The sequence below is a fragment of the Pseudotabrizicola sp. L79 genome (assembly GCF_036553525.1).
Taxonomy (GTDB): domain Bacteria; phylum Pseudomonadota; class Alphaproteobacteria; order Rhodobacterales; family Rhodobacteraceae; genus Pseudotabrizicola.
In genome coordinates this window covers 461,171-479,528 of sequence record NZ_JAZHDA010000045.1, presented here as the reverse complement: position 1 = coordinate 479,528, position 18,358 = coordinate 461,171, and the positions used below count along the sequence as shown (strand labels likewise).

Sequence of the window (18,358 nt, the reverse complement as noted above, 5' to 3'; positions counted from 1 at the left end):
CGTCACAGACCCTTCGTGGCGATGGTGCCCCAGCGGCGGCGACGGGTCATGGCCGAGGCTGCTACAATCCGCCCTTCCAGATCCCTGATCGCCGCGGCCAGTTCCGCGTCCGAGCCATAGGTCACGGTCTTGCCGTCATAGCTGACGCTGCGCAGCCCGGCGAAGCGGGCTTCCTGCAGTGCCGTGAGCAGGGCCTGCATGCGTTCCAGGTCCATCAGTCCCTCATGAAGTTCGGGGTGTAGGCCCGCCGTTTCCGGCGTGGCGTGGTCAGGGTTCCGGCCTTGGGTTGGGCCGGGTCGGGTGGTGCGGCGTCAGTCGGGATGGCTGCGGGCATGCGTGTTTCCACGCCAGCCTGCGCCTCGAGCCGTCGCCAGGTCGCCTCGTCCCACCGGTCGGCGCCGAGGATCCACGCCGCTGCGCGGGCATAGACCCGGCAGTCCAGCGCCTCGTTCCGTTCGCGCATCTTCTGCCATTCCTGGTGGGCGTAGCCGCGCTTGTTGCGGATGGTGACCAGCTGCTCGGCCACCAGCTGCTTCAGCCATTCGGTGTCGGCCCAGCCAGGGATGTGCACGGTCCCCGGCGCATCGGGGATGCCCAGCGCCCGGTCCTCATCCGAGGGGCGTTCGATGCGCAGGAACCGATAGGTCTCCGCCTTGAACGTCGCCGTCGCCACCGACCAGAGCCGCGCGCCGCGCCGCAGACGTTTCCCGCCGATCGTGGCGTCCACATAGGTCGGGCCAGAAACGGGGGCGGCGCGGTTGAACCCCTCGAGGCCCTTCAGCGGCGCCACCTGTTCGAAGCCGACCTTGCGCGACCAGGCATAGACCGCCGCCGCCTCATAGCCGGTGTCGATGCCAAGCCGCGACACGGTCATGAAGGCGCCGTTGGCATGTTGCCACGACCTGCCGAGCAGGGCGGTCAGCTTGTCCCATGCGGCTGGATCGTCGGGGCCGCCCGGAATGACAATGTGATCGACAAGCCAGCTTTCCATGCCCCGGCCCCAGGCCCAGATGTCGACCTCGATCCGGTCCCTCTGGACGTCGGCCCCGGCCGTCAGGAACAGCCCCTCCATCGGCACAGTGCCCGGCTTCCAGGACTCCCGCCGATCCGCCAGCCGCTGCCATTCCGGCGCGTCCCCGCTTTCGACCCATGTCTCGCCCAGAAGCGTGTTGCGCGCGGCGCGCAACGTCTCGTCCGAGCCCTGGGCCGCCAGCCATTCCCGCGCGACGTCGGACCAGCTTTTCCAGCCCAAGGGCGAGTAGAGCGCCGAAAGGTGGAAGCCGATGGCCTTTGGATCCTTGGAAACCGCAGTTGCCCGCCATTCGCCGCGGGCCAGCATTTCGGTCTTGTGGTGTTCGGCGATGGGCCGTTCGCAGCCCTCGCAGTGATAGGCCGCGGTTTCCGGCTTCCCCTTCGCCCAGCGCAGCCGGTCGAACTGCAGCCACTGCATCGCCCCGCAGTGCGGGCAGGGCACGAAATAGCGGCGCTGGTCCGATGCCTCGAACTCGCGCTCGATCCGTGACAGCCCCCGGATCGTGGGGGTCGAGACCATGAACACCTTGCGCCGATGCGAGAAGGTGGTGGTCCGCGCCTCGGCCAATGTGACCGGATCGCCTTCCTCGTCGGCCGAGGCCGGATAGGCGTCGACCTCGTCGAGGAACACATAGCGCGCAGGCATCGACCGCAGGCCGGTGGCCGAATTAGCGCCGGTCAGCACCAGGATGCCGCCGGGGAATTCCTTCGACAGCATCGAATTGCCCGCATCACGGGATCGGGCCGGGCTGACCCGTTCGCGCAGCGCCGGGCTGTCCGCAATCAGGGGGTCTAAACGGCCCCGCGAGGTGCGCTTGGCCAGTTCGAGGCTCGGCAGCACCGCCAGCATCGGCCCCGGGGCGTGATGGATCACGAAACCGATCCAGTTGTTCCCGGCCTCTGTCGCCCCCACCTGCGCGGCTTTCATGAAGGTGATGCGCTGCGCCGGATGGCCGGGCGACAGCGCATCCATGATCTCACGCAGATAGGGGGCCCGGGCGGTGCGATACCGCCCCGGCTCGGCCGCGCCCCGCGACGACAGCCAGCGATGCTGGTCCGCCCATTCCGATACCGTCAGGTTCGGATCGGGCCGCAGGCCCTGCCGCCAGACCCGCAGCAGATCCTCGGCGCCGTCGAAACCGAGGTCGAGGTCGGCCGTCAGATCGTTGTCATCGTCCTCATCATGCAAGCGAGACCCGGAGGTCGGCGAGGGCGTCGAGCTGTTCGCGGACATGGGCTTCCAGCACCCTCTGCATGATCGCGGTCTCGATCGTCACCGATGCCCCGGATTGCCGTTCCACCTCCGCCATGATCTGCGCCGCCATCAGCGCGGCCACCCGTCCGGGCCAGGTGACCCAGACGTCTCGTTCCTGCCGCGCCAGGCGAAACACCAGCGTTTCCGCCCGCGCACGGTCGACCAGCGTGCCCTTCTTCTTCTGGACGGCTAGCTGGCGTTCTTGCGCCGCATAGACCGTGAGCGCCGTGCGGGCCTTGATATACGAAGTCGTCTCGCCCGGGCTGCTGGACAGCCCGTCACCGCCCAATGACCGGCGCTGCTGGTCGGGGTCCGTCATCTCCGCCCGCCGCACGTCCGAGGCAGCGGCGTTGATCGACCCGTCGTCATGGACCACCAGCCGCCCGTTCTTCCGCGCCTTCTGTACCCCGCCGCGGGACAGGCCGGAATGCGCCGCATACTCGCGTTCGCTCATTCCTTTCATGGCGCTGTGAAGCCTATCAAGATATTGAAAATAAATAGGAAAATACAATCATTCCTGTTGATTGTGTCCCCCTCCGGAGCGATTCTGCGATCAGGAACTCACCCCCGGATCGGAGACCAGACCATGACCAAAACTGCCAAACCCGCCCCCACCGCGCCCGAGGCGCTGATGCTCGACATTGCAAAGCGCCACTTCCTCGTCGAGACGCTGGACACCCGGCACAGCGATGGGCTGGATTTCCATGACGTTGCGGTCTGGTCGATCCGCGCCGCCCTGATTGAGGCCTATGCCGCGGGCCTCGCTGCGGCTCGGCGCTAAGGGGGCCTCTGACATGACCATGGCCATCACCACCATCCGCATCGACTATTCCGCCCTTCCCGAGGGGTTCGACCTGAGCCGCCCGGACGCCATCGCCGAAGTCATCGAGCAGGCGCTGCGCGAGAGCGGGATCCCGGCTGAGGCCTCCGACGTCCTGTCGCACCTGAAGATCGAACTGCCGACCGCCCAGCTTGGTGCCGCCAGCCGCACGCTGGCCGAGATGCGGCTGATCTGACCGGAGCGATCAGAAAGCACTGATATTGCTCCGATTTGCCTACGATCATTCGCCCGACAGAGCGATGGTGTTGGCACCGGAACGATGCAACTCACCGAAGGACGACCCGCCATGACCACCCGCCGCGCCGCCTCGAACGACAAGGCCCTCGACGCCTTCATCGCCGCCAAGGCCGAGATCGACACCATGCTGGAGCGCCTGAAGGCCCTCAGCGACGACCACTTCGAGACCCACCCCGACGAGATCCATTGGGGGCACGTCGGTACGCTGAAGCACTACGCGGGCCTGCTGCGCCAGATCACCGACAGCGCCTTCAAGGAAGGCGAGCACGCTGCCTGACGCTCCGCGCGGCGCCAAGGCCGCCCCGTCCGACTACGGGGCTTGCCTCCGTAGAAGGCGTGCACACCGCGCGCCACAGCGCCCGGAGGCCCCCATGACCACCCCGTCCGACACCCAATCCCTGATCCTCTCCCGCGCCGCGACCCGGCCGGGCAACCTCGCCCTGCCGCTGCCCGAGGGGCTGGTCGGCGCCGCAGCCAAGATGGTTGTCGGCAAGATGATCGCCCGCGGTTGGCTTGAAGAGGTCGAGGCCAACCTGCGCCGTGGCGAGCCGATGTGGCGCGAAACCGGCGACGGACATGGCACCACGCTGATCGCCACCGAGGCCGGGCTGGAGGCCATCGGGATCGAGCCGGTGGTGGCCAGTGCGGTTGTCAGCGCGCGGAGGGCGAAGCCCAAGGCGGAACCCGCGGAAGCGCCCGAAGACACCGGCACCGCGAAGCCCGTCGCCATCCGCGCTGGCACCAAGCAGGCCCAGATCATCGCCATGCTTCAGCGTCCCGAGGGTGCCACCATTGCCGAGATGGTGGAGGCCACCTCGTGGCAATCGCACACGGTCCGCGGCTCGATCTCAGGTGCCCTGAAGAAGAAGCTGGGCCTGCCCATCACCGCCGAGAAGGTTGAGGGTAGGGGGATGGTGTATCGGATCGGATGACGACGCGATGAGCCCATAGCGGTCACCCGCTATAGATGAAGGCAGAGTCTTCGCGACAAAGTTTCGTCACTGTTGAAAGCTAAACACATGGTCGGATTGCGCCATTTATGGCGCGCAAGGGGCAAATAGAATGTGGAAGGTTCAAGCGATGTTGCGCGTGCTGAGTGCGGTTTCTGTGTCATCTCTCTTGATGGGCTGGCCCGGTAATGTCTTTGCGCAGCAGGACGAAGCCGCGTCCACCCCCAGCGCGGTGTCGAATGAGCTGGCGGGAAAAACTGCCCGCTTCTTATCTGATAGGCACGGATCAGGCGTCGTATACTTTGCTCAGGATGGCCGCACATTTATGTGGAATCCCGGTCAATTTGACGTTCTGACCGGCAACTGGTCCGGGGAGACAATACAGATCAGTCAAGGCTCCCCGAAAACTCTCACAGTGATCGACATTATCACTGTCACCTTCCCCGATAGTTTTGAAGATCGGGGAGGGGTTTTTGCATTTCTTGAGGCCAACCGAATCCATGATGATCTGGGTGTGGAAGAGGTCTCTGAAGGCGATATCCTGACTTTAGAGGATGGAAAGCCGCCTTGCCGAATGTGTCGTGTGGACATGACCTTCTCGCAGATGCTGGGAAATTGACGAAGCAAACAAGACGCGGTTGTGAGCAACGTCCCCTCCGTCCCGCAAAGCTGACACAGCGTCTGGTTCTCTACCACGTTAATCGCTCGCAAGTATCGCCTTCCGCCCCGTCGCCAACTCCCACCGCCGCACGGCAACGTCGCAGTAGACCGGGTCCAGTTCCACCGCGCAGCAGCGCCGCCCGGTGCGTTCCGCGGCGATCAGCTGGGTGCCGGAGCCGCAGAAGGGTTCGAACACCAGGTCGCCGGGGTCGGAGAATGCCTCCAGCACCGCCTCCACCAGCGCCACCGGGAACACGGCCGGGTGCGATCCGGCCGTGCCCAGCCCGCCCTTGTGGCGCATGATCCGGAACACGCTGTCGGGGATGCGGTGGCTTTGGATCGCGTTGCCGAAGCCGGTCTTGCGATGGACGGCTCCGTCGGCCCCGCGCAGCCCGCCGCCGCCGAGGGTCTCGCCTGCGTGCTTGCTCTCGACCGTCTTGTTCGGCTTTCGGGGCTGGCGGTTGAAGTGGAAGATGAACTCGTGCGACGGCGCGAGGCGGCCATTCCAGTCGCCCGGCAGGCCCGGCCCCTGGTCCCAGATATACCATCCGAACCGCCGCCAGCCCTGCGCGCGCATCCAGTCGACCCAGCCTTCCCAATACGGCATCCATTCGCCATCGCGGTGAACGAGGCCGAGGTTCACCAGCAGCTGGGCATCGGCGGTGACCGGCGCCGCGGCAAAGACGCCCTGCATCAGCGCGTCCCAATCGCCGACCTTCTCCTTCGCCGCGCCATAATCGCGCTGCTGCGCGTAGGGCGGTGAGGTGAACAAAAGCGAGGCCTGCGCGCCATCCACCAGCCGCGCCACCAGACCTGGGTCGGTCGCATCGCCGCATATCAGCCGATGCTCGCCCAGCGCCCATATGTCGCCGGGGCGGGTGATCGGATCGGCCGGGGCCTCGGGGATGGTGTCGGCTGTGTCATCGTCGATGGGCGCGCGGTCGTCGGCATGGTGCAGCAGCGCGTCCAGTTCATCCTCCGGGATCCCGATCAGCCCGAGGTCGAAATCTTCGGCCATCAGGCCCCGCAGTTCCTCGAGCAGCAGCGCCTCGTCCCACCCGCCCAGTTCCGTCAGCTTGTTGTCGGCGATCCGGTAGGCGCGGCGCTGCGCCTCGGTCAGATGGCCCAGTACGATGACCGGCGCCTCCGCCAGCCCGAGCTGTGCCGCGGCGAGGACGCGGCCATGGCCCGCAATCAGCTCGCCATCGGCGGCGACGAGGCAGGGAACGGTCCAGCCGAACTCGGCCATGCTGGCGGCGATCTTCGCCACCTGGTCTGCATCATGGGTTTTCGCATTGCGGGCATAGGGACGGAGGCGGGCCAGTGGCCAATGCTCGATCCGGCCGGGCAGGAGGGGCGCGTTCATGCCGCGGGTCGGCTAGCCTTGAGGGCGGCGAAGGTCTCGCCGGTTTCCGCCAGAACGGCTTCCTGCCCTGTGAAGGATTGCCAGCGCTCGATGGCGACATCGACATAGGCCGGGTTCAACTCGACCCCGAAGCACACCCGGCCCGTCGTCTCGGCCGCGATCAGCGTGGTGCCGGAACCCATGAAGGGCTCATAGACCGCCTGACCGGGGCTGGAATTGTTCAGGATCGGGCGGCGCATGCATTCCACCGGCTTCTGGGTGCCGTGCACGGTGTCAGCGTCCTGATCCCGGTTGGCGATCTGCCACAGCGTGGTCTGCTTGCGGTCGCCCGCCCAGTGCCCCTTGCCCTTGGCACGCACCGCATACCAGCAAGGTTCATGCTGCCAGTGATAATCGCCGCGGCTGAGGACCAGCCGGTCCTTGGCCCAGATGATCTGAGACCTGATGGCGAAACCTGCGGCCATCAGGCTGTCCGCCACGGTCCCGGCATGCAGCGCCCCATGCCAGACATAGGCCACGTCACCGGGGAACAGCGTCCATGCCTCGCGCCAGTCGGCCCGGTCGTCGTTCAGCACCTTGCCGGTGCGTTTCGTCTTCGCGGCCCCTGCGGCATTGCGCCAGGAGGGATCGTATTCCACGCCATAGGGCGGGTCGGTGACCATCAGGAGCGGACGCACATCGTCCAGCAGCCGCCCGACCACATCGGCCGCGGTGCTGTCGCCACAGATCAGCCGATGCGCGCCGAGTTGCCAGAGGTCGCCCGGCATGGACACCGGCGTGACCGGCAGGTCTGGAACGTCGTCCTCGCCCTCGACCGGGCCGTCGCCGCCCAGCGCCTCGGGATCCCGGAGCAGCGCGTCGAGGTCATCATCGCTGATGCCCAACAGCGTCAGGTCGAAATCCTCAGCCAGCAGCCCCGCGATCTCGTCGCGCAGCAGGGCCTCGTCCCATTCGCCCAGCTCGGTCAGCTTGTTGTCGGCGATGCGGTAGGCCCGGCGCTCGGCCTCGTCGAGGTGGCTGAGCCGGATCACCGGCACCTCGGTCAGCCCCAGCATCGTGGCCGCCAGCACCCGGCCATGGCCCGCGATCAGTTCGCCGTCGTCGGCGACCATACAGGGAACGGTCCAGCCGAACTTGGCCATGCTGGCGGCGATCTTTGCCACCTGATCGTCGCCATGCATCTTGGCATTGCGGGCATAGGGGCGCAGCCGGGCAATCGGCCAGGACTCGACCTGGCTCGGCGCGAAGACGAGGTCCATGGGATGGGGCTCAGAATGTGGGGGAGGGGAAATGAAAAGCGCCCGCGAGGGGGTTCCTCCGGGCGCAATTCTTCGATGATCAAGGGGTAGGTCAATGGGGGCAGGTCTGTCAACCGGAAAAGTGAAGCGGATTCAACGGCTTCTAACGAATTGGCTTCCAGGGGTGGCTTCCCGCCCCCTGGCTTCCCCGAAGGTGGCTTCCCTGGCTTCCCGCCGGGAATCCACCTCGTCCAGATCGTGATTCCGCAAGTCGCTGATCTGACTCACGAATTCCGGCTCCGGGTCGCAAGGTGGCTTCCGCCTGGCTTCCCCGGTGAAACTGCCTGACGCTAGCGAACCACCGCGCTGCGCCCCCCCGCATACGTTCGGTGCCGGGGAGGAACCAGAGGAGGGGGGCATGATGCGATCTCAATCTCGATCAAGTAGTTTGGCGTCAATGAAACTCGACTTCATCGTGCAGGGGTCGGTTGATGGTTGGTAGGATGTCCGATAGGCTGACTTAGGGCTTGGCTGACCAGCCGTGAATCTGATCGCGCATGCGAATGGTGCCAGTTTTGAGGGTTTGATGACCGAAAAGGAACAGACTGAAGAAAGCACGCGGGCCTTTTCCGTCGCATCTGACGAAACAATTGCGCAAATGATCTTGTCCGCTAAAGCAAACTTGGTTGTCGCGGCTCCGGCTTTGGGTGAGGCATCCGTCGAAGCGTTGATTTCTCGCCTTTCAGATCGTTCATCGCTCACATTGTCGATCATTATTGACGCGGACCCAGAAGTCTACCGGCTGGGTTACGGTTCCGAGAGGGCTCTGCGACGCCTTCATGAAGCATGCTTGGCCAACGACCTCGCCTTGAGGAAGCAGCCCGGATTGCGGGTGGGTGTCGTTGTTGCCGATGATGCATGCATGATCTTTTCTCCAACGCCGCAGTTGATCGAGGCCGGTTCGAAGACACCTGAAAAGCCAAACGCCCTTATACTGCGGGGCTCTGCTCCCGTTCAGATTTCGGAGGCAACATCCGGGGATCGAGACGCTGGCTTCAAGGGGCAAGAAATCGGGTCGGAACCTATGCGTCAAGGAGAGATTCAGGCGACGATCGAGAACTTGAAGGAAAGCCCGCCTCAACAGTTTGACATCGCTCGCGCTTTGAGAGTCTTCTCATCCAAGGTTCAGTACGTAGAATTCGAGGCTGTTGGCTATAAACTGGATCGCAAGGTCGTGCCACTCCCAGATCAATTGAACGATGTGAATGACAGCGCGCTGCGAGATCAGATTTCATCAAGAATTCGTTCCCCGTTGCAGGACTTGGCGAGTGTTGATCTGGAGGTCGAAAGAAATGGAAAGACCCAGAAAGTTAAGGTCGATGGTCGTTGGCTGGATTCAGAACGCAAGAAAATCGAAGATGAATTTCTTTACGCCATTTCTGGGTTTGGAAAGGTCATTCTTCATACGAAGCGCGAAGGTTTCAAATCTGCAGTGGAAGGATTTGAAGGCGTCATCAAGGACTATATTGCTGTAGTAAGGTCCGAGATTGGCAAGAAGAAGGAAGACTTCGTGTCGAGTGTCGTAAAGGAGTATGCCCCTCGTTGGGCTGCCCGGCCTCCGAAGTTCTATAGTGATTTCTCTATCTCTCCGACAAAGGAGAATATTGAGAAAGATTTGAGGCGGATCGCTGAGGAGCTATTTGATAAGTCGATAGAGTTCAGGGAGCCCAAAGTTCGAATTGTTCCTAAGAATATTGCCCCCGAGACTATCAAAGATCAAGATTTCAAGAAAAAAGTCGAGGTGGCTTTCAGGAAACGAAAGGCACCAGAGTCTCTGATTCAGTCACTTTTCGAAGACTTTGATGCTGCACCTGCTCCTGCAACCCAGACCCGATAAGAACGGATTGGCATCCCCTTTGACTGAAGCACGCGAGCAACAACATAGCTTTCTGGCCGGAGAGTTTAGATCGGCACTCTGGGACGCCGCGAATACGCTTCGCGGCTCCGCTGTCGATCGGACGGATTGGAAGGGCTATATCCTACCTTTGCTGTTCTTCAAGCGCATCTCCGACGTCTGGGACGAGGAGACCGCTGAGGCTCGGGAGATCTATGGCGAAGCGGACCCTTCACTATTTCCTGAGGTGCACCGCTTTGTGCTGCCTGACGGCTGTCACTGGAACGACATCAGGGCAGTGCCGTCGAACGTCGGCGCGGCTCTCCAGAAGGCCATGCAGGAGATCGAGCGGGCCAATCCGGACACGCTGTTCCGCGTATTCGGTTCGGCGGACTGGGGCAACAAGGAGAAGTTCTCCGACGAATTGCTGAAGGATCTGATCGAGGGGTTTTCCGAGATCGGGCTCGGCAACACCACCGTCAGCACTGACGTGCTGGGCGACGCCTACGAATATTTGGTGGGCAAGTTTGCCGACGTCACCCGCCGCAACAAGGCGGGCGAGTTCTACACGCCGCGTAGCGTCGTGCGCATGATGGTCGAAATCCTCGACCCCCAGGAAAGTGAAAGCATCTACGACCCTGCCTGCGGCACGGGCGGCATGCTGCTCGGGGCTATCGAGCATGTCATGCGCAAGGGCGGCGACCCGCGGACCTTCTACGGGAAGATCTATGGCCAGGAGAAAAACCTGACCACCGCCGCCATCGCCCGGATGAACCTTGTCCTGCACGGGATCGAGGACTTCCAGGTGGCCCGTGAGGACACGTTGCGGAACCCGGCCTTCACGGACTCGAGCACCGGTGGCCTTGCCACCTTCGACTGCGTCATCGCGAACCCGCCGTTCTCGCTCAAGGAATGGGGGCGTGACCTGTGGGAGGCCGACCCCTGGGGCCGTGCCCAGTATGGAATCCCGCCGGAAAGCTATGGCGACTACGCCTTCGTCCAGCACATGATTGCGTCGATGGCGCCCACTGGGAGCAGCCGCATGGCGATCGTCCTGCCACAGGGCGCGCTGTTCCGTAAATCGGCCGAGGGCTCGATCCGGCAGGCCTTGCTGGAGAAGGACATGGTCGAGGCGGTGATCGGCCTTGCGCCCAATCTGTTCTACGGCACGCAGCTGGCCGGATGTGTCGTAATCCTGCGCCGCAAGAAGCCAGAGGCCCGCAGGAACAAGGTCCTTATCATCGACGCCTCAGGCCTGTTCCGCAAAGGCCGGGCACAGAACTTTCTCGATCAGGAGCACAGCGATCAGATCGTCGCCTGGTACCGCGCCTTCGAGGATGTCGAGGACCGTGCCAAGGTGGCGACGCTGGACGAGATCAAGAAGGAAGGTTGGACGCTGAACATCTCGCGTTACGTCCTGCCCCCCATAGGCCAGGACATCCCGCCGCTGCCTGAGGCTGTAGAGGCATTCAAGACAGCGCTGGCCGACGCTCGGGCGGCCGAGGATCACCTGCGCAAGGTGCTGGTTGAAGGAGGGTGGCTCTAGTGTTTCACGTTGGATTCGGATCAGCGCAGCGCGAGGCGGAAATCAGAAAGATCGCCACTTCAGATCGTACTACGGCCTTGATCTTGGCTGCTGTTCATTTCGAATGGATGCTGAAGCGGGCTATCTTGAAGCTGGGCGAAAGCCCTAGCAAGGACCTGCGCCAGCAACTTGAAGACGTTTTCAGGATGCAAAGCAAGAATGGCAAAGATGGCTATAAGGAAGTGTGGGAGAGGGAGGTAGGACGTCGCTTCAAGAACGCCGCACTTGGCACAGTACTCGGAAAGCTGAGTCGTATTCAGATCCATGCGCTTGATGTGCGTGGCAAGGTTATCCACGGAAACGGCACAGTTAAGAAATCTGATGCTGACGAGGCAATTGAGTTATTCCTCGAAGCAGGCGAAAAACTTCGTGATTTTGCGAGTAAGCACCGAGTAGACCTTGATGCCCGGTTGAAAGCCCGCCCTAGACCGAAGGCGGCGAAAGCATGACCGGACTGACCCAACGCGAACTCGAAAGTTACCTCTGGGGCGCCGCTACCCTGCTGCGCGGTCTCATCGATGCCAGCGACTACAAGCAATACATCTTCCCACTGCTATTCTTCAAACGTCTGTCCGATGTCTGGGATGGGGATTATCAGGACGCACTCGATGAAACCGGGGACGAAGGCTACGCGATCGCCACCGCCAACGACCGCTTCGTCATTCCCGAAGGCGCGCACTGGAACGACGTGCGCGCCGCACCGCGCGATGTTGGGCGGGCGCTGCTGTCAGCCTTCCTCGCCATCGAGGCCGCCAACCCCGAACGCCTTCAGGGCGTCTTCGGCAACGCCAACTGGACCGACAAGGCCCAGATGCCCGACAGCACGCTCAAGAACCTGATCGAGCATTTCTCCAAGCACGACCTCACCCTTGCCGCCGTGCCCGAAGACGAGCTTGGCAACGGCTATGAATACCTGATCAAGAAATTCGCCGACGACAGCGGCCATACCGCGCAGGAGTTCTACACCAACCGCACCCTCGTCCATCTGATGGCGCAGATGCTGGAACCACAGCCGGGCGAGAGCATTTATGACCCGACCTGCGGCACCGGCGGCATGCTGATCTCGTGCCTGGCCGAAGTGAAGCGGCGCGGGGGCGACATCCGCACCACCGGCCTTTACGGGCAGGAACTGATCACCATCACGGCCGCCATCGCGCGGATGAACCTGGTCATCCATGGCGTGGACGATTTCCACATCGCCAGCGGCAACACGCTGGCCACGCCCGCCTTCGTGCAGGGCGACCGGCTGCGCACCTTCGACGTGGTCCTCGCGAACCCGCCCTATTCCATCAAGAAATGGAACCGCGGCGCGTGGGAGCAGGATGCCTGGGGCCGCAACTTCCTTGGCACCCCGCCGCAGGGGCGGGCGGATTACGCCTTCTTCCAGCACATTCTGTCGTCGATGCACCCCAAGACCGGGCGCTGCGCGATCCTGTTTCCGCATGGCGTGCTGTTCCGCAATGAAGAGGCCGAGATGCGGCGCAGGCTGGTGGAATCCGACCGGGTCGAATGCGTGCTGGGGCTGGGGCCAGGGCTTTTCTACAACTCGCCGATGGAGGCCTGCGTGGTGATCTGCCGGTCGCAGAAACCCGAGGCGCGCAAGGGGCGCATCCTGTTCATCGACGCGGTGGCCGAGATTGCGCGTGAACGGGCGCAAAGCTTTTTGCGCCCGGATCATCAGGCGCGCATCCTGTCGGCCTATCATGCCTTTGCGGAGGATCCGGGCTTTGCCGCGGTGGCGGATGTGGCTGATGTGCTTGCGGCCGACGGCAACCTGTCGATTGCCCGCTATGTGAAGCGGCCCACGGCGGCGGTGGCCGGCGGTGCAACGCTGGCGGCGACTTGGGCGGCGTTCGATGAGGACGGGCGCGACTTCTGGTCGGGCATGGACGCGTTGGTGGACATGCTCGATGGCCTGACGCCTGCGGAGAATGCCGATGCTTGAGCGGCCGAGTTCCAAGGCGGGTTGGACGCGCGTGCGGTTCGATCAGATCGCCACACAGATCAACGACCGGGTCGACAACCCCGCCGAGGCCGGCGTGGAACGCTATGTCGGGTTGGAACACCTTGATCCCGATAGCCTGCGCATCCGGCGCTGGGGCGAACCCACCGATGTGGAGTCGACCAAGCTTCGGTTCCAGCCGGGCGATATCATCTTCGGCAAGCGGCGCGTATATCAGCGCAAGGTCGCGGTGGCGGATTTCGAGGGCATCTGTTCGGCGCATGCGATGGTGCTGCGCGCCAAGCCCGGCGAAGTGCTGCCCGATTTTCTGCCCTTCTTCATGCAGAGCGATCTGTTCATGGAACGGGCCTTGAGCATCTCGGTCGGGTCGCTGTCGCCGACAATCAATTGGAAAGCCCTCGCCGCAGAAGAGTTCCTGCTGCCGCCAATCCAGGAGCAGGCGCGGTTGGTTGAGCTTTTAACCGGGTTAGACCTTTGTCGCTCCAATTACGCCGCGTGTATTGACGCGATACATACAATGAAACGCGCTGCGGTTCGTGATGAATTTGCACTGCGTAAAGCTCACGCACACCAAAGAATTGGCGAGAAAGCGTTCACATTAACTGATCTATGCAGGATTCGAACGGGCAAGTTGGACTCCAATGCCGCTGTTGAAGGCGGCCGCTATCCATATTTCACGTGCGACCCTGTCCCAAAGACCATCAATGATTACGCGTTTGACTGCGAGGCAATCCTTCTGCCGGGCAATAATGCACAGGGGATATTCTGGGTAAAGACGTATCATGGGCGATTTAACGCCTACCAGCGAACCTACGTAATTGAAGTTATATCTGAATTGGCGCGATTGGATTACATCGCTCAGTTTCTTGAAGATCAACTCGCCAACCTACGAAACCTCTCAGTTGGCTCAACAACCAAATATTTGACCATGGATCTATTTTCCAAGTTGTCTTTAGTTATTCCGCCTGTCGAGCAGCAAGACAGGTTTTTGAGCATAATTAAAAGCCTCGACCGAGAGTTGGTTACTACTGGCGACCGTTTGTCGAAAGTTGGCACATTGGGCAAGTGGGCGCTGGCGTCATTAGGTTCCGAGGGTTGCGAGAATGTTTAACGAATCCAACACCGTCGAAGCCCATCTGCGTGACCTTCTCGCAGGCGCAGCCTCGGCCCGCCCGGCGCAGCTCTCCATCGGCCTCGCTCGCACGGGTGGCAAGATCGCGGGCCTCGGTTGGCATTACGTCGCCCCCGCCGACCTTCCCCGCCAGCCGCAAGAGGTGCTGGTCGAACCCCATCTGCGCGACGCCCTGATCCGCCTGAACCCCGACATCGCCGCCAATCCCGGCCGGGCCGATGACGTGCTGTACCGCCTGCGCGCCATCGTCATGGGAGCGCGGTCGGACGGGCTGGTGAAGGCGAACGAGGAATTTGCCGCCTGGGCACTGGGCGAACGCTCCATGCCCTTCGGCGCGAATGGCGAACACGTCACCATCCGCCTGATTGATTTTGACGAGATCGAGAAGAACAGCTTTGTCGTCACCCAGCAGTTCACCATCCGGGCGGGCAAGACCGAAAAGCGCGCCGATCTGGTGCTGCTGGTCAACGGCATTCCGCTGGTGCTGATCGAGGCCAAGACGCCGGTGCGGTCCAGCCAAAGCTGGCTCGACGCCGCCATCCAGGTCCATGACGACTACGAAAAAAATGTGCCGGAGCTGTTCGTGCCCAACGTCTTCTCAGTCGCGACCGAGGGCAAGGAGTTCCGCTACGGCTCGGTTCGGATGCCGGTCGACATGTGGGGCCCCTGGCGCGACGGTGACGGCAAGCAATCGCTGGGCGAGGTTGAGAAAGCCGCCTGCTCGATGCTGCGCCCGGCGATGGTGCTCGACATGCTCGACAGCTTCACAGCGTTCGTGACGCAGAAGGGCAAGCACCGCATCAAGATCATCGCCCGCTATCAGCAGGTGGACGGCGTCAACAAGATCGTCGCGCGGGTCGTGGCGGGCCAGCCGCGCAAGGGGCTGATCTGGCACTTCCAGGGGTCGGGCAAATCGCTGCTGATGCTGTTCGCCGCGCGCAAGCTGCGGCTGCACCCGGCGCTGAAGAACCCCACGGTGCTGATCGTGGTGGACCGGATCGACCTGGACAGCCAGATCTCTGGCACCTTCTATGCCGCTGACATGGCCAACATGGTGCGCACGGAAAGCCGCAAGGAACTGGCCGATCTGCTTGGCAAGGACGCGCGGAAGGTGGTGATCACCACGATCCACAAGTTCGCCGAGGCAGATGGGGTGCTGAACAACCGCGACAACATCATCGTGCTGGTGGACGAGGCGCACCGCACGCAGGAAGGCGATCTGGGCCGCAAGATGCGCGACGCGCTGCCGAACGCGTTCCTGTTCGGCCTGACCGGCACACCGATCAACCGCGCTGACAAGAACACCTTCTACGCCTTCGGCGCCGACACCGACGATGGCGGCTACATGAGCCGCTACGGCCTGAACGACTCGATCCGCGACGGGGCAACTAAGGAGCTGCATTTCGAGCCGCGCCTGGTGGACCTGCACATCGATCAGAAGGCCATCGAGGAAGCCTATGCCGAGCTGACGCAGGGCCTGACCGACGAAGACAGGGATCGGCTGGGCAAGGCGGCGGCCAAGATGTCGATCCTGGTCAAGGCCCCGAAGCGGATCAGCGCAATCTGCGCCGACATCGCCAAGCATTTCCAGGAGAAGGTCGCGCCCAACGGCTTCGGCGCGCAGGTTGTGACCTTCGACCGCGAAAGCTGTTTGCTCTACAAGCAGGAACTCGACCGCCACCTGCCGCCCGAGGTTTCGGACGTGGTGATCTCGGTCAACAGCAATGAGCCCGAATATGCGGCCTTTAAGCGCGACCGCGATGCCGAGGAGAAGCTGCTCGACCGGTTCCGCGACCCGAAGGACCCGCTGAAGATCATCATCGTGACGTCGAAGCTGCTGACCGGCTTCGACGCGCCGATCCTGCAGACGATGTATCTCGACAAGCCGCTGCGCGACCACACGCTGCTGCAGGCGATCTGCCGGACGAACCGCCCTTATGGGGAGCAGAAAACGCATGGCCTGATCGTCGACTACCTCGGCATCTTCGACGACGTGGCGCAGGCGCTGAAGTTCGACGAGGAAGGCGTGCAAAAGGCGGTGTCGAACATCGCCGAGCTGATCAACGCCCTGCCGACCGCCCTGCAGAAGTGCCTCGCCTATTTCGCGGGCGTTGACCGCAGCCTGACCGGTTACGAGGGCCTGATCGCCGCGCAGGAGTGCATCCCGAACAACGACCTGCGGGACGCCTTTGCGGCCGATTTTAGCGTGCTGGCGCGCATATGGGAGGCGCTGTCGCCTGATCCGGTGCTGACGCAGTACGAGACCGACTATCGCTGGCTGGCGCAGGTCTATGAATCCCTGAAGCCCTCCAGCGGCACAGGGCGGCTGCTTTGGCATCGGCTCGGCGCCAAGACCATCGAGCTGATCCACGAGAACGTCCATGTGGACGCGGTCCGCGACGACCTCGATACACTGGTTCTGGATGCTGAACTGCTTGAAGCGGTCCTCGGGAACCCGGATCCGGAAAAGAAGGCCAAGGAAATCTCGGTCAAGCTGGCGGGCCGCCTTCGGAAGCATGCGGGAAATCCGAAGTTCAAGGCGCTGGGCGAACGGCTGGAGGATCTGAAGAACCGGCATCAGCAGGGTCTCCTGCTGTCCATCGACTTCCTGAAAGAGCTTCTGGCGCTAGCGAAAGACGTGGTGAAGACCGAGCGCGAGATGCCAGAGGAAGAGGACATCGACCGGGGCAAGGCGGCGTTGACCGAGCTGTTTGAAGAAGCCCGGAACGGCGACACGCCCGTGATGGTCAAGCGGGTCGTGGACGATATCGATGCCATAGTCCGCGAGGTGCGTTTCGAGGGATGGCAGGCGACCCATGCAGGCGAACGCGAGGTCAAGAAGGCGCTTCGGCAGACGCTGTTTCGATACAAGCTGCACCAAGATGCCGAACTCTTCGAAAAGGCGTACTCTTACATCAAGGAGTATTACTGACTCGGTGGCGGTCGATGTCGGTGATCGGTTTCGAATGGTCCCAAGGCCGCGCCTTCGGCATTGCCGCCGTCACCTCGACCTCGCGCAGCATCCCGCCCACGATAAGCCCCTCGCGGACCCAGCCCAGCGCCTGCCACCAGTCGTCATAGCCGCGCCGGGCAGCCTCGATCTGCTGCGGATGCGGCGAGAAAGTGACCGGGCAGGCCAGGATGTCGATGGTTTTCCATGTGGCGCGAGCGCCTGGGCCGCGCACGCGGATGCGCTCGGTACCGACGACGATGGCGCCCGCATGCGTGCCGTGCTGGTTCTGCTTGACGATGGTCGGCACGCAGCGCGGGACGGCGCCGGGCATCCAGTCCGGGGTCAGCCCGGCGCGGGCCAGTTCGGCGACGCGGATCGCCATGCGCTTGCCGCCGAGGCTGTCGGGGATCCCGGCGACGGTGGCGGCGATCACCTCGGCGTCCTCGTGGGTGTAGCCGCCGATCTTGTGCTGGCCGCCGTCGATCTTGCAGCCAAGTACGGCGCGCTGGAGGAGCACGTATTCCAGGCCGAAGCCGAAGCCTTCCTCGGTGACGTCTGGGGGCAGCGGCAGTTCCAGCTGCGCCTGTTCGATGCGGAAGGCCCATTCCAGCGCGGCTTGCACGCCCAGCGCGCGCTTGATCTTGGTGCCGCTTACGCGGCTGTGGAAACTCATGGCTGCAATCCTTCAAGGAAATCCATCTGCGCCGGGCGCTGGGCCGCATCGATCGGCCGCCAGATCCACGGGCCCGAGGCCATGGGCAGTCGCGAGAGAGCGCCACGCATGTGCCGCTGCCAGAGGGTGAACTCCGTTGCCGAGCAGGCGCAGAGCGCGTGCCCGATGGGCCAGCCCATCAGCCATCCGACGAAGAGCGGGTTCAGCCGCCGCCGCGACCGGCCCTTCAGGATCCGCCGCGAGGCGGCGCGCCCATGCGAGGCAATCATCGAAGCCCAGAGCGGGCGCGAGATCGGGGCGTGCGGCGAGGACCGTGGCCCATCCGGCATGGTCACCGGGGCCGGGCGGGTGAAGCCCTGCTCCGCCCGATAGTGCAGCAGGTCCATCCGGGACTTGCCGTTGGTGCGGGTGATGCTGGCTTCCGAACTGCCCTTCCAGTTCTGCGCCGCCGGTGTCGGCCAGTGGTTCGGCAGGGCCTTTGCGATGCCCAGCGCCAGCGCCTCGGCCTTCCTCGTGAAGTCGCTGTTCCCGGCCGGGTTGTAGCGGCCGGTGCCGGGATGCAGGCTCATCGGTGTGGGC

At 63.2% G+C, this 18,358-nt stretch carries 18 protein-coding genes; 11 read left to right on the top strand and 7 right to left on the bottom strand.

Annotated features, from left to right (window positions below):
- Nucleotides 1-2: 2 nt before the first annotated feature.
- Genes V3C85_RS08185 through V3C85_RS08175 form a run of 3 tightly spaced genes read right to left on the bottom strand, consistent with a single transcriptional unit; the run spans nt 3 to nt 2,750 of the window.
- Nucleotides 3-215, bottom strand: a complete 213-nt coding sequence (locus tag V3C85_RS08185; RefSeq protein WP_331794584.1) for a phage head-tail joining protein — start codon at nt 213-215, stop codon at nt 3-5.
- The gene (locus tag V3C85_RS08180) at nt 215-2,266 is read right to left on the bottom strand and encodes a phage terminase large subunit family protein (RefSeq protein ID WP_331794583.1); all 2,052 of its coding nucleotides are present in this window, start codon (nt 2,264-2,266) and stop codon (nt 215-217) included. Before V3C85_RS08180 ends, V3C85_RS08185 begins: the two co-directional genes overlap by 1 nt.
- Nucleotides 2,214-2,750, bottom strand: coding sequence for a hypothetical protein (locus V3C85_RS08175; protein ID WP_331794582.1), 537 nt, complete (start codon nt 2,748-2,750; stop codon nt 2,214-2,216). Before V3C85_RS08175 ends, V3C85_RS08180 begins: the two co-directional genes overlap by 53 nt.
- A gap of 123 nt (nt 2,751-2,873) precedes the next feature.
- On the opposite strand from V3C85_RS08175, the gene V3C85_RS08170 reads away from it, so the two are divergent.
- The 5 genes from V3C85_RS08170 (at nt 2,874) to V3C85_RS08150 (ending at nt 4,934) form a co-directional block, all read left to right on the top strand.
- A complete protein-coding gene (locus V3C85_RS08170) occupies nt 2,874-3,068 on the top strand; it encodes a DUF6900 domain-containing protein (RefSeq protein WP_331794581.1) in 195 nt (64 codons plus the stop codon).
- Between the two features lie 13 nt (nt 3,069-3,081).
- The gene (locus tag V3C85_RS08165) at nt 3,082-3,303 is read left to right on the top strand and encodes a hypothetical protein (protein ID WP_172599946.1); all 222 of its coding nucleotides are present in this window, start codon (nt 3,082-3,084) and stop codon (nt 3,301-3,303) included.
- Between the two features lie 111 nt (nt 3,304-3,414).
- Nucleotides 3,415-3,642, top strand: coding sequence for a hypothetical protein (locus V3C85_RS08160; RefSeq protein WP_136646451.1), 228 nt, complete (start codon nt 3,415-3,417; stop codon nt 3,640-3,642).
- Between the two features lie 94 nt (nt 3,643-3,736).
- Nucleotides 3,737-4,297 carry a DUF3489 domain-containing protein gene (locus V3C85_RS08155; protein WP_274129020.1) on the top strand — a complete coding sequence of 187 codons (561 nt, stop codon included), beginning with the start codon at nt 3,737-3,739 and terminating at the stop codon, nt 4,295-4,297.
- A gap of 130 nt (nt 4,298-4,427) precedes the next feature.
- The gene (locus V3C85_RS08150; protein WP_274129021.1) at nt 4,428-4,934 is read left to right on the top strand and encodes a hypothetical protein; all 507 of its coding nucleotides are present in this window, start codon (nt 4,428-4,430) and stop codon (nt 4,932-4,934) included.
- Between the two features lie 78 nt (nt 4,935-5,012).
- On the opposite strand, the gene V3C85_RS08145 is transcribed toward V3C85_RS08150, so the two are convergent.
- Complete coding sequence (locus V3C85_RS08145; protein ID WP_331794580.1) at nt 5,013-6,341, bottom strand: site-specific DNA-methyltransferase; 1,329 nt, start codon at nt 6,339-6,341, stop codon at nt 5,013-5,015.
- A complete protein-coding gene (locus V3C85_RS08140; RefSeq protein WP_331794579.1) occupies nt 6,338-7,600 on the bottom strand; it encodes a site-specific DNA-methyltransferase in 1,263 nt (420 codons plus the stop codon). The genes V3C85_RS08145 and V3C85_RS08140 overlap by 4 nt, the downstream gene beginning before the upstream one ends.
- A 520-nt stretch (nt 7,601-8,120) precedes the next feature.
- Between V3C85_RS08140 and V3C85_RS08135 the strand changes: the two genes are divergently transcribed.
- From V3C85_RS08135 to V3C85_RS08110, 6 genes are read left to right on the top strand one after another with little or no spacing between them, the layout of a single operon-like run.
- Nucleotides 8,121-9,476, top strand: coding sequence for a hypothetical protein (locus tag V3C85_RS08135; protein WP_331794578.1), 1,356 nt, complete (start codon nt 8,121-8,123; stop codon nt 9,474-9,476).
- Entirely contained in the window at nt 9,442-11,019 is a 1,578-nt protein-coding gene (locus tag V3C85_RS08130) for a type I restriction-modification system subunit M (RefSeq protein ID WP_331794577.1), read from the top strand. The genes V3C85_RS08135 and V3C85_RS08130 overlap by 35 nt, the downstream gene beginning before the upstream one ends.
- A complete protein-coding gene (locus V3C85_RS08125) occupies nt 11,019-11,507 on the top strand; it encodes a hypothetical protein (RefSeq protein ID WP_331794576.1) in 489 nt (162 codons plus the stop codon). Before V3C85_RS08130 ends, V3C85_RS08125 begins: the two co-directional genes overlap by 1 nt.
- Nucleotides 11,504-13,003, top strand: coding sequence for a type I restriction-modification system subunit M (locus V3C85_RS08120; protein WP_331794575.1), 1,500 nt, complete (start codon nt 11,504-11,506; stop codon nt 13,001-13,003). Before V3C85_RS08125 ends, V3C85_RS08120 begins: the two co-directional genes overlap by 4 nt.
- Nucleotides 12,990-14,132 (top strand): restriction endonuclease subunit S, encoded by a 1,143-nt coding sequence (locus V3C85_RS08115; RefSeq protein ID WP_331794574.1) that lies wholly within the window; start codon nt 12,990-12,992, stop codon nt 14,130-14,132. The genes V3C85_RS08120 and V3C85_RS08115 overlap by 14 nt, the downstream gene beginning before the upstream one ends.
- Entirely contained in the window at nt 14,125-17,085 is a 2,961-nt protein-coding gene (locus V3C85_RS08110) for a type I restriction endonuclease subunit R (RefSeq protein ID WP_331794573.1), read from the top strand. Before V3C85_RS08115 ends, V3C85_RS08110 begins: the two co-directional genes overlap by 8 nt.
- On the opposite strand, the gene V3C85_RS08105 is transcribed toward V3C85_RS08110, so the two are convergent.
- Together V3C85_RS08105 and V3C85_RS08100 are read right to left on the bottom strand one after the other, a co-directional pair.
- Complete coding sequence (locus tag V3C85_RS08105) at nt 17,069-17,779, bottom strand: hypothetical protein (RefSeq protein ID WP_331794572.1); 711 nt, start codon at nt 17,777-17,779, stop codon at nt 17,069-17,071. The genes V3C85_RS08110 and V3C85_RS08105 overlap by 17 nt on opposite strands.
- Nucleotides 17,776-18,348 carry a DNA methyltransferase gene (locus V3C85_RS08100; RefSeq protein ID WP_331794571.1) on the bottom strand — a complete coding sequence of 191 codons (573 nt, stop codon included), beginning with the start codon at nt 18,346-18,348 and terminating at the stop codon, nt 17,776-17,778. The genes V3C85_RS08105 and V3C85_RS08100 overlap by 4 nt, the downstream gene beginning before the upstream one ends.
- Nucleotides 18,349-18,358 lie beyond the last annotated feature (10 nt).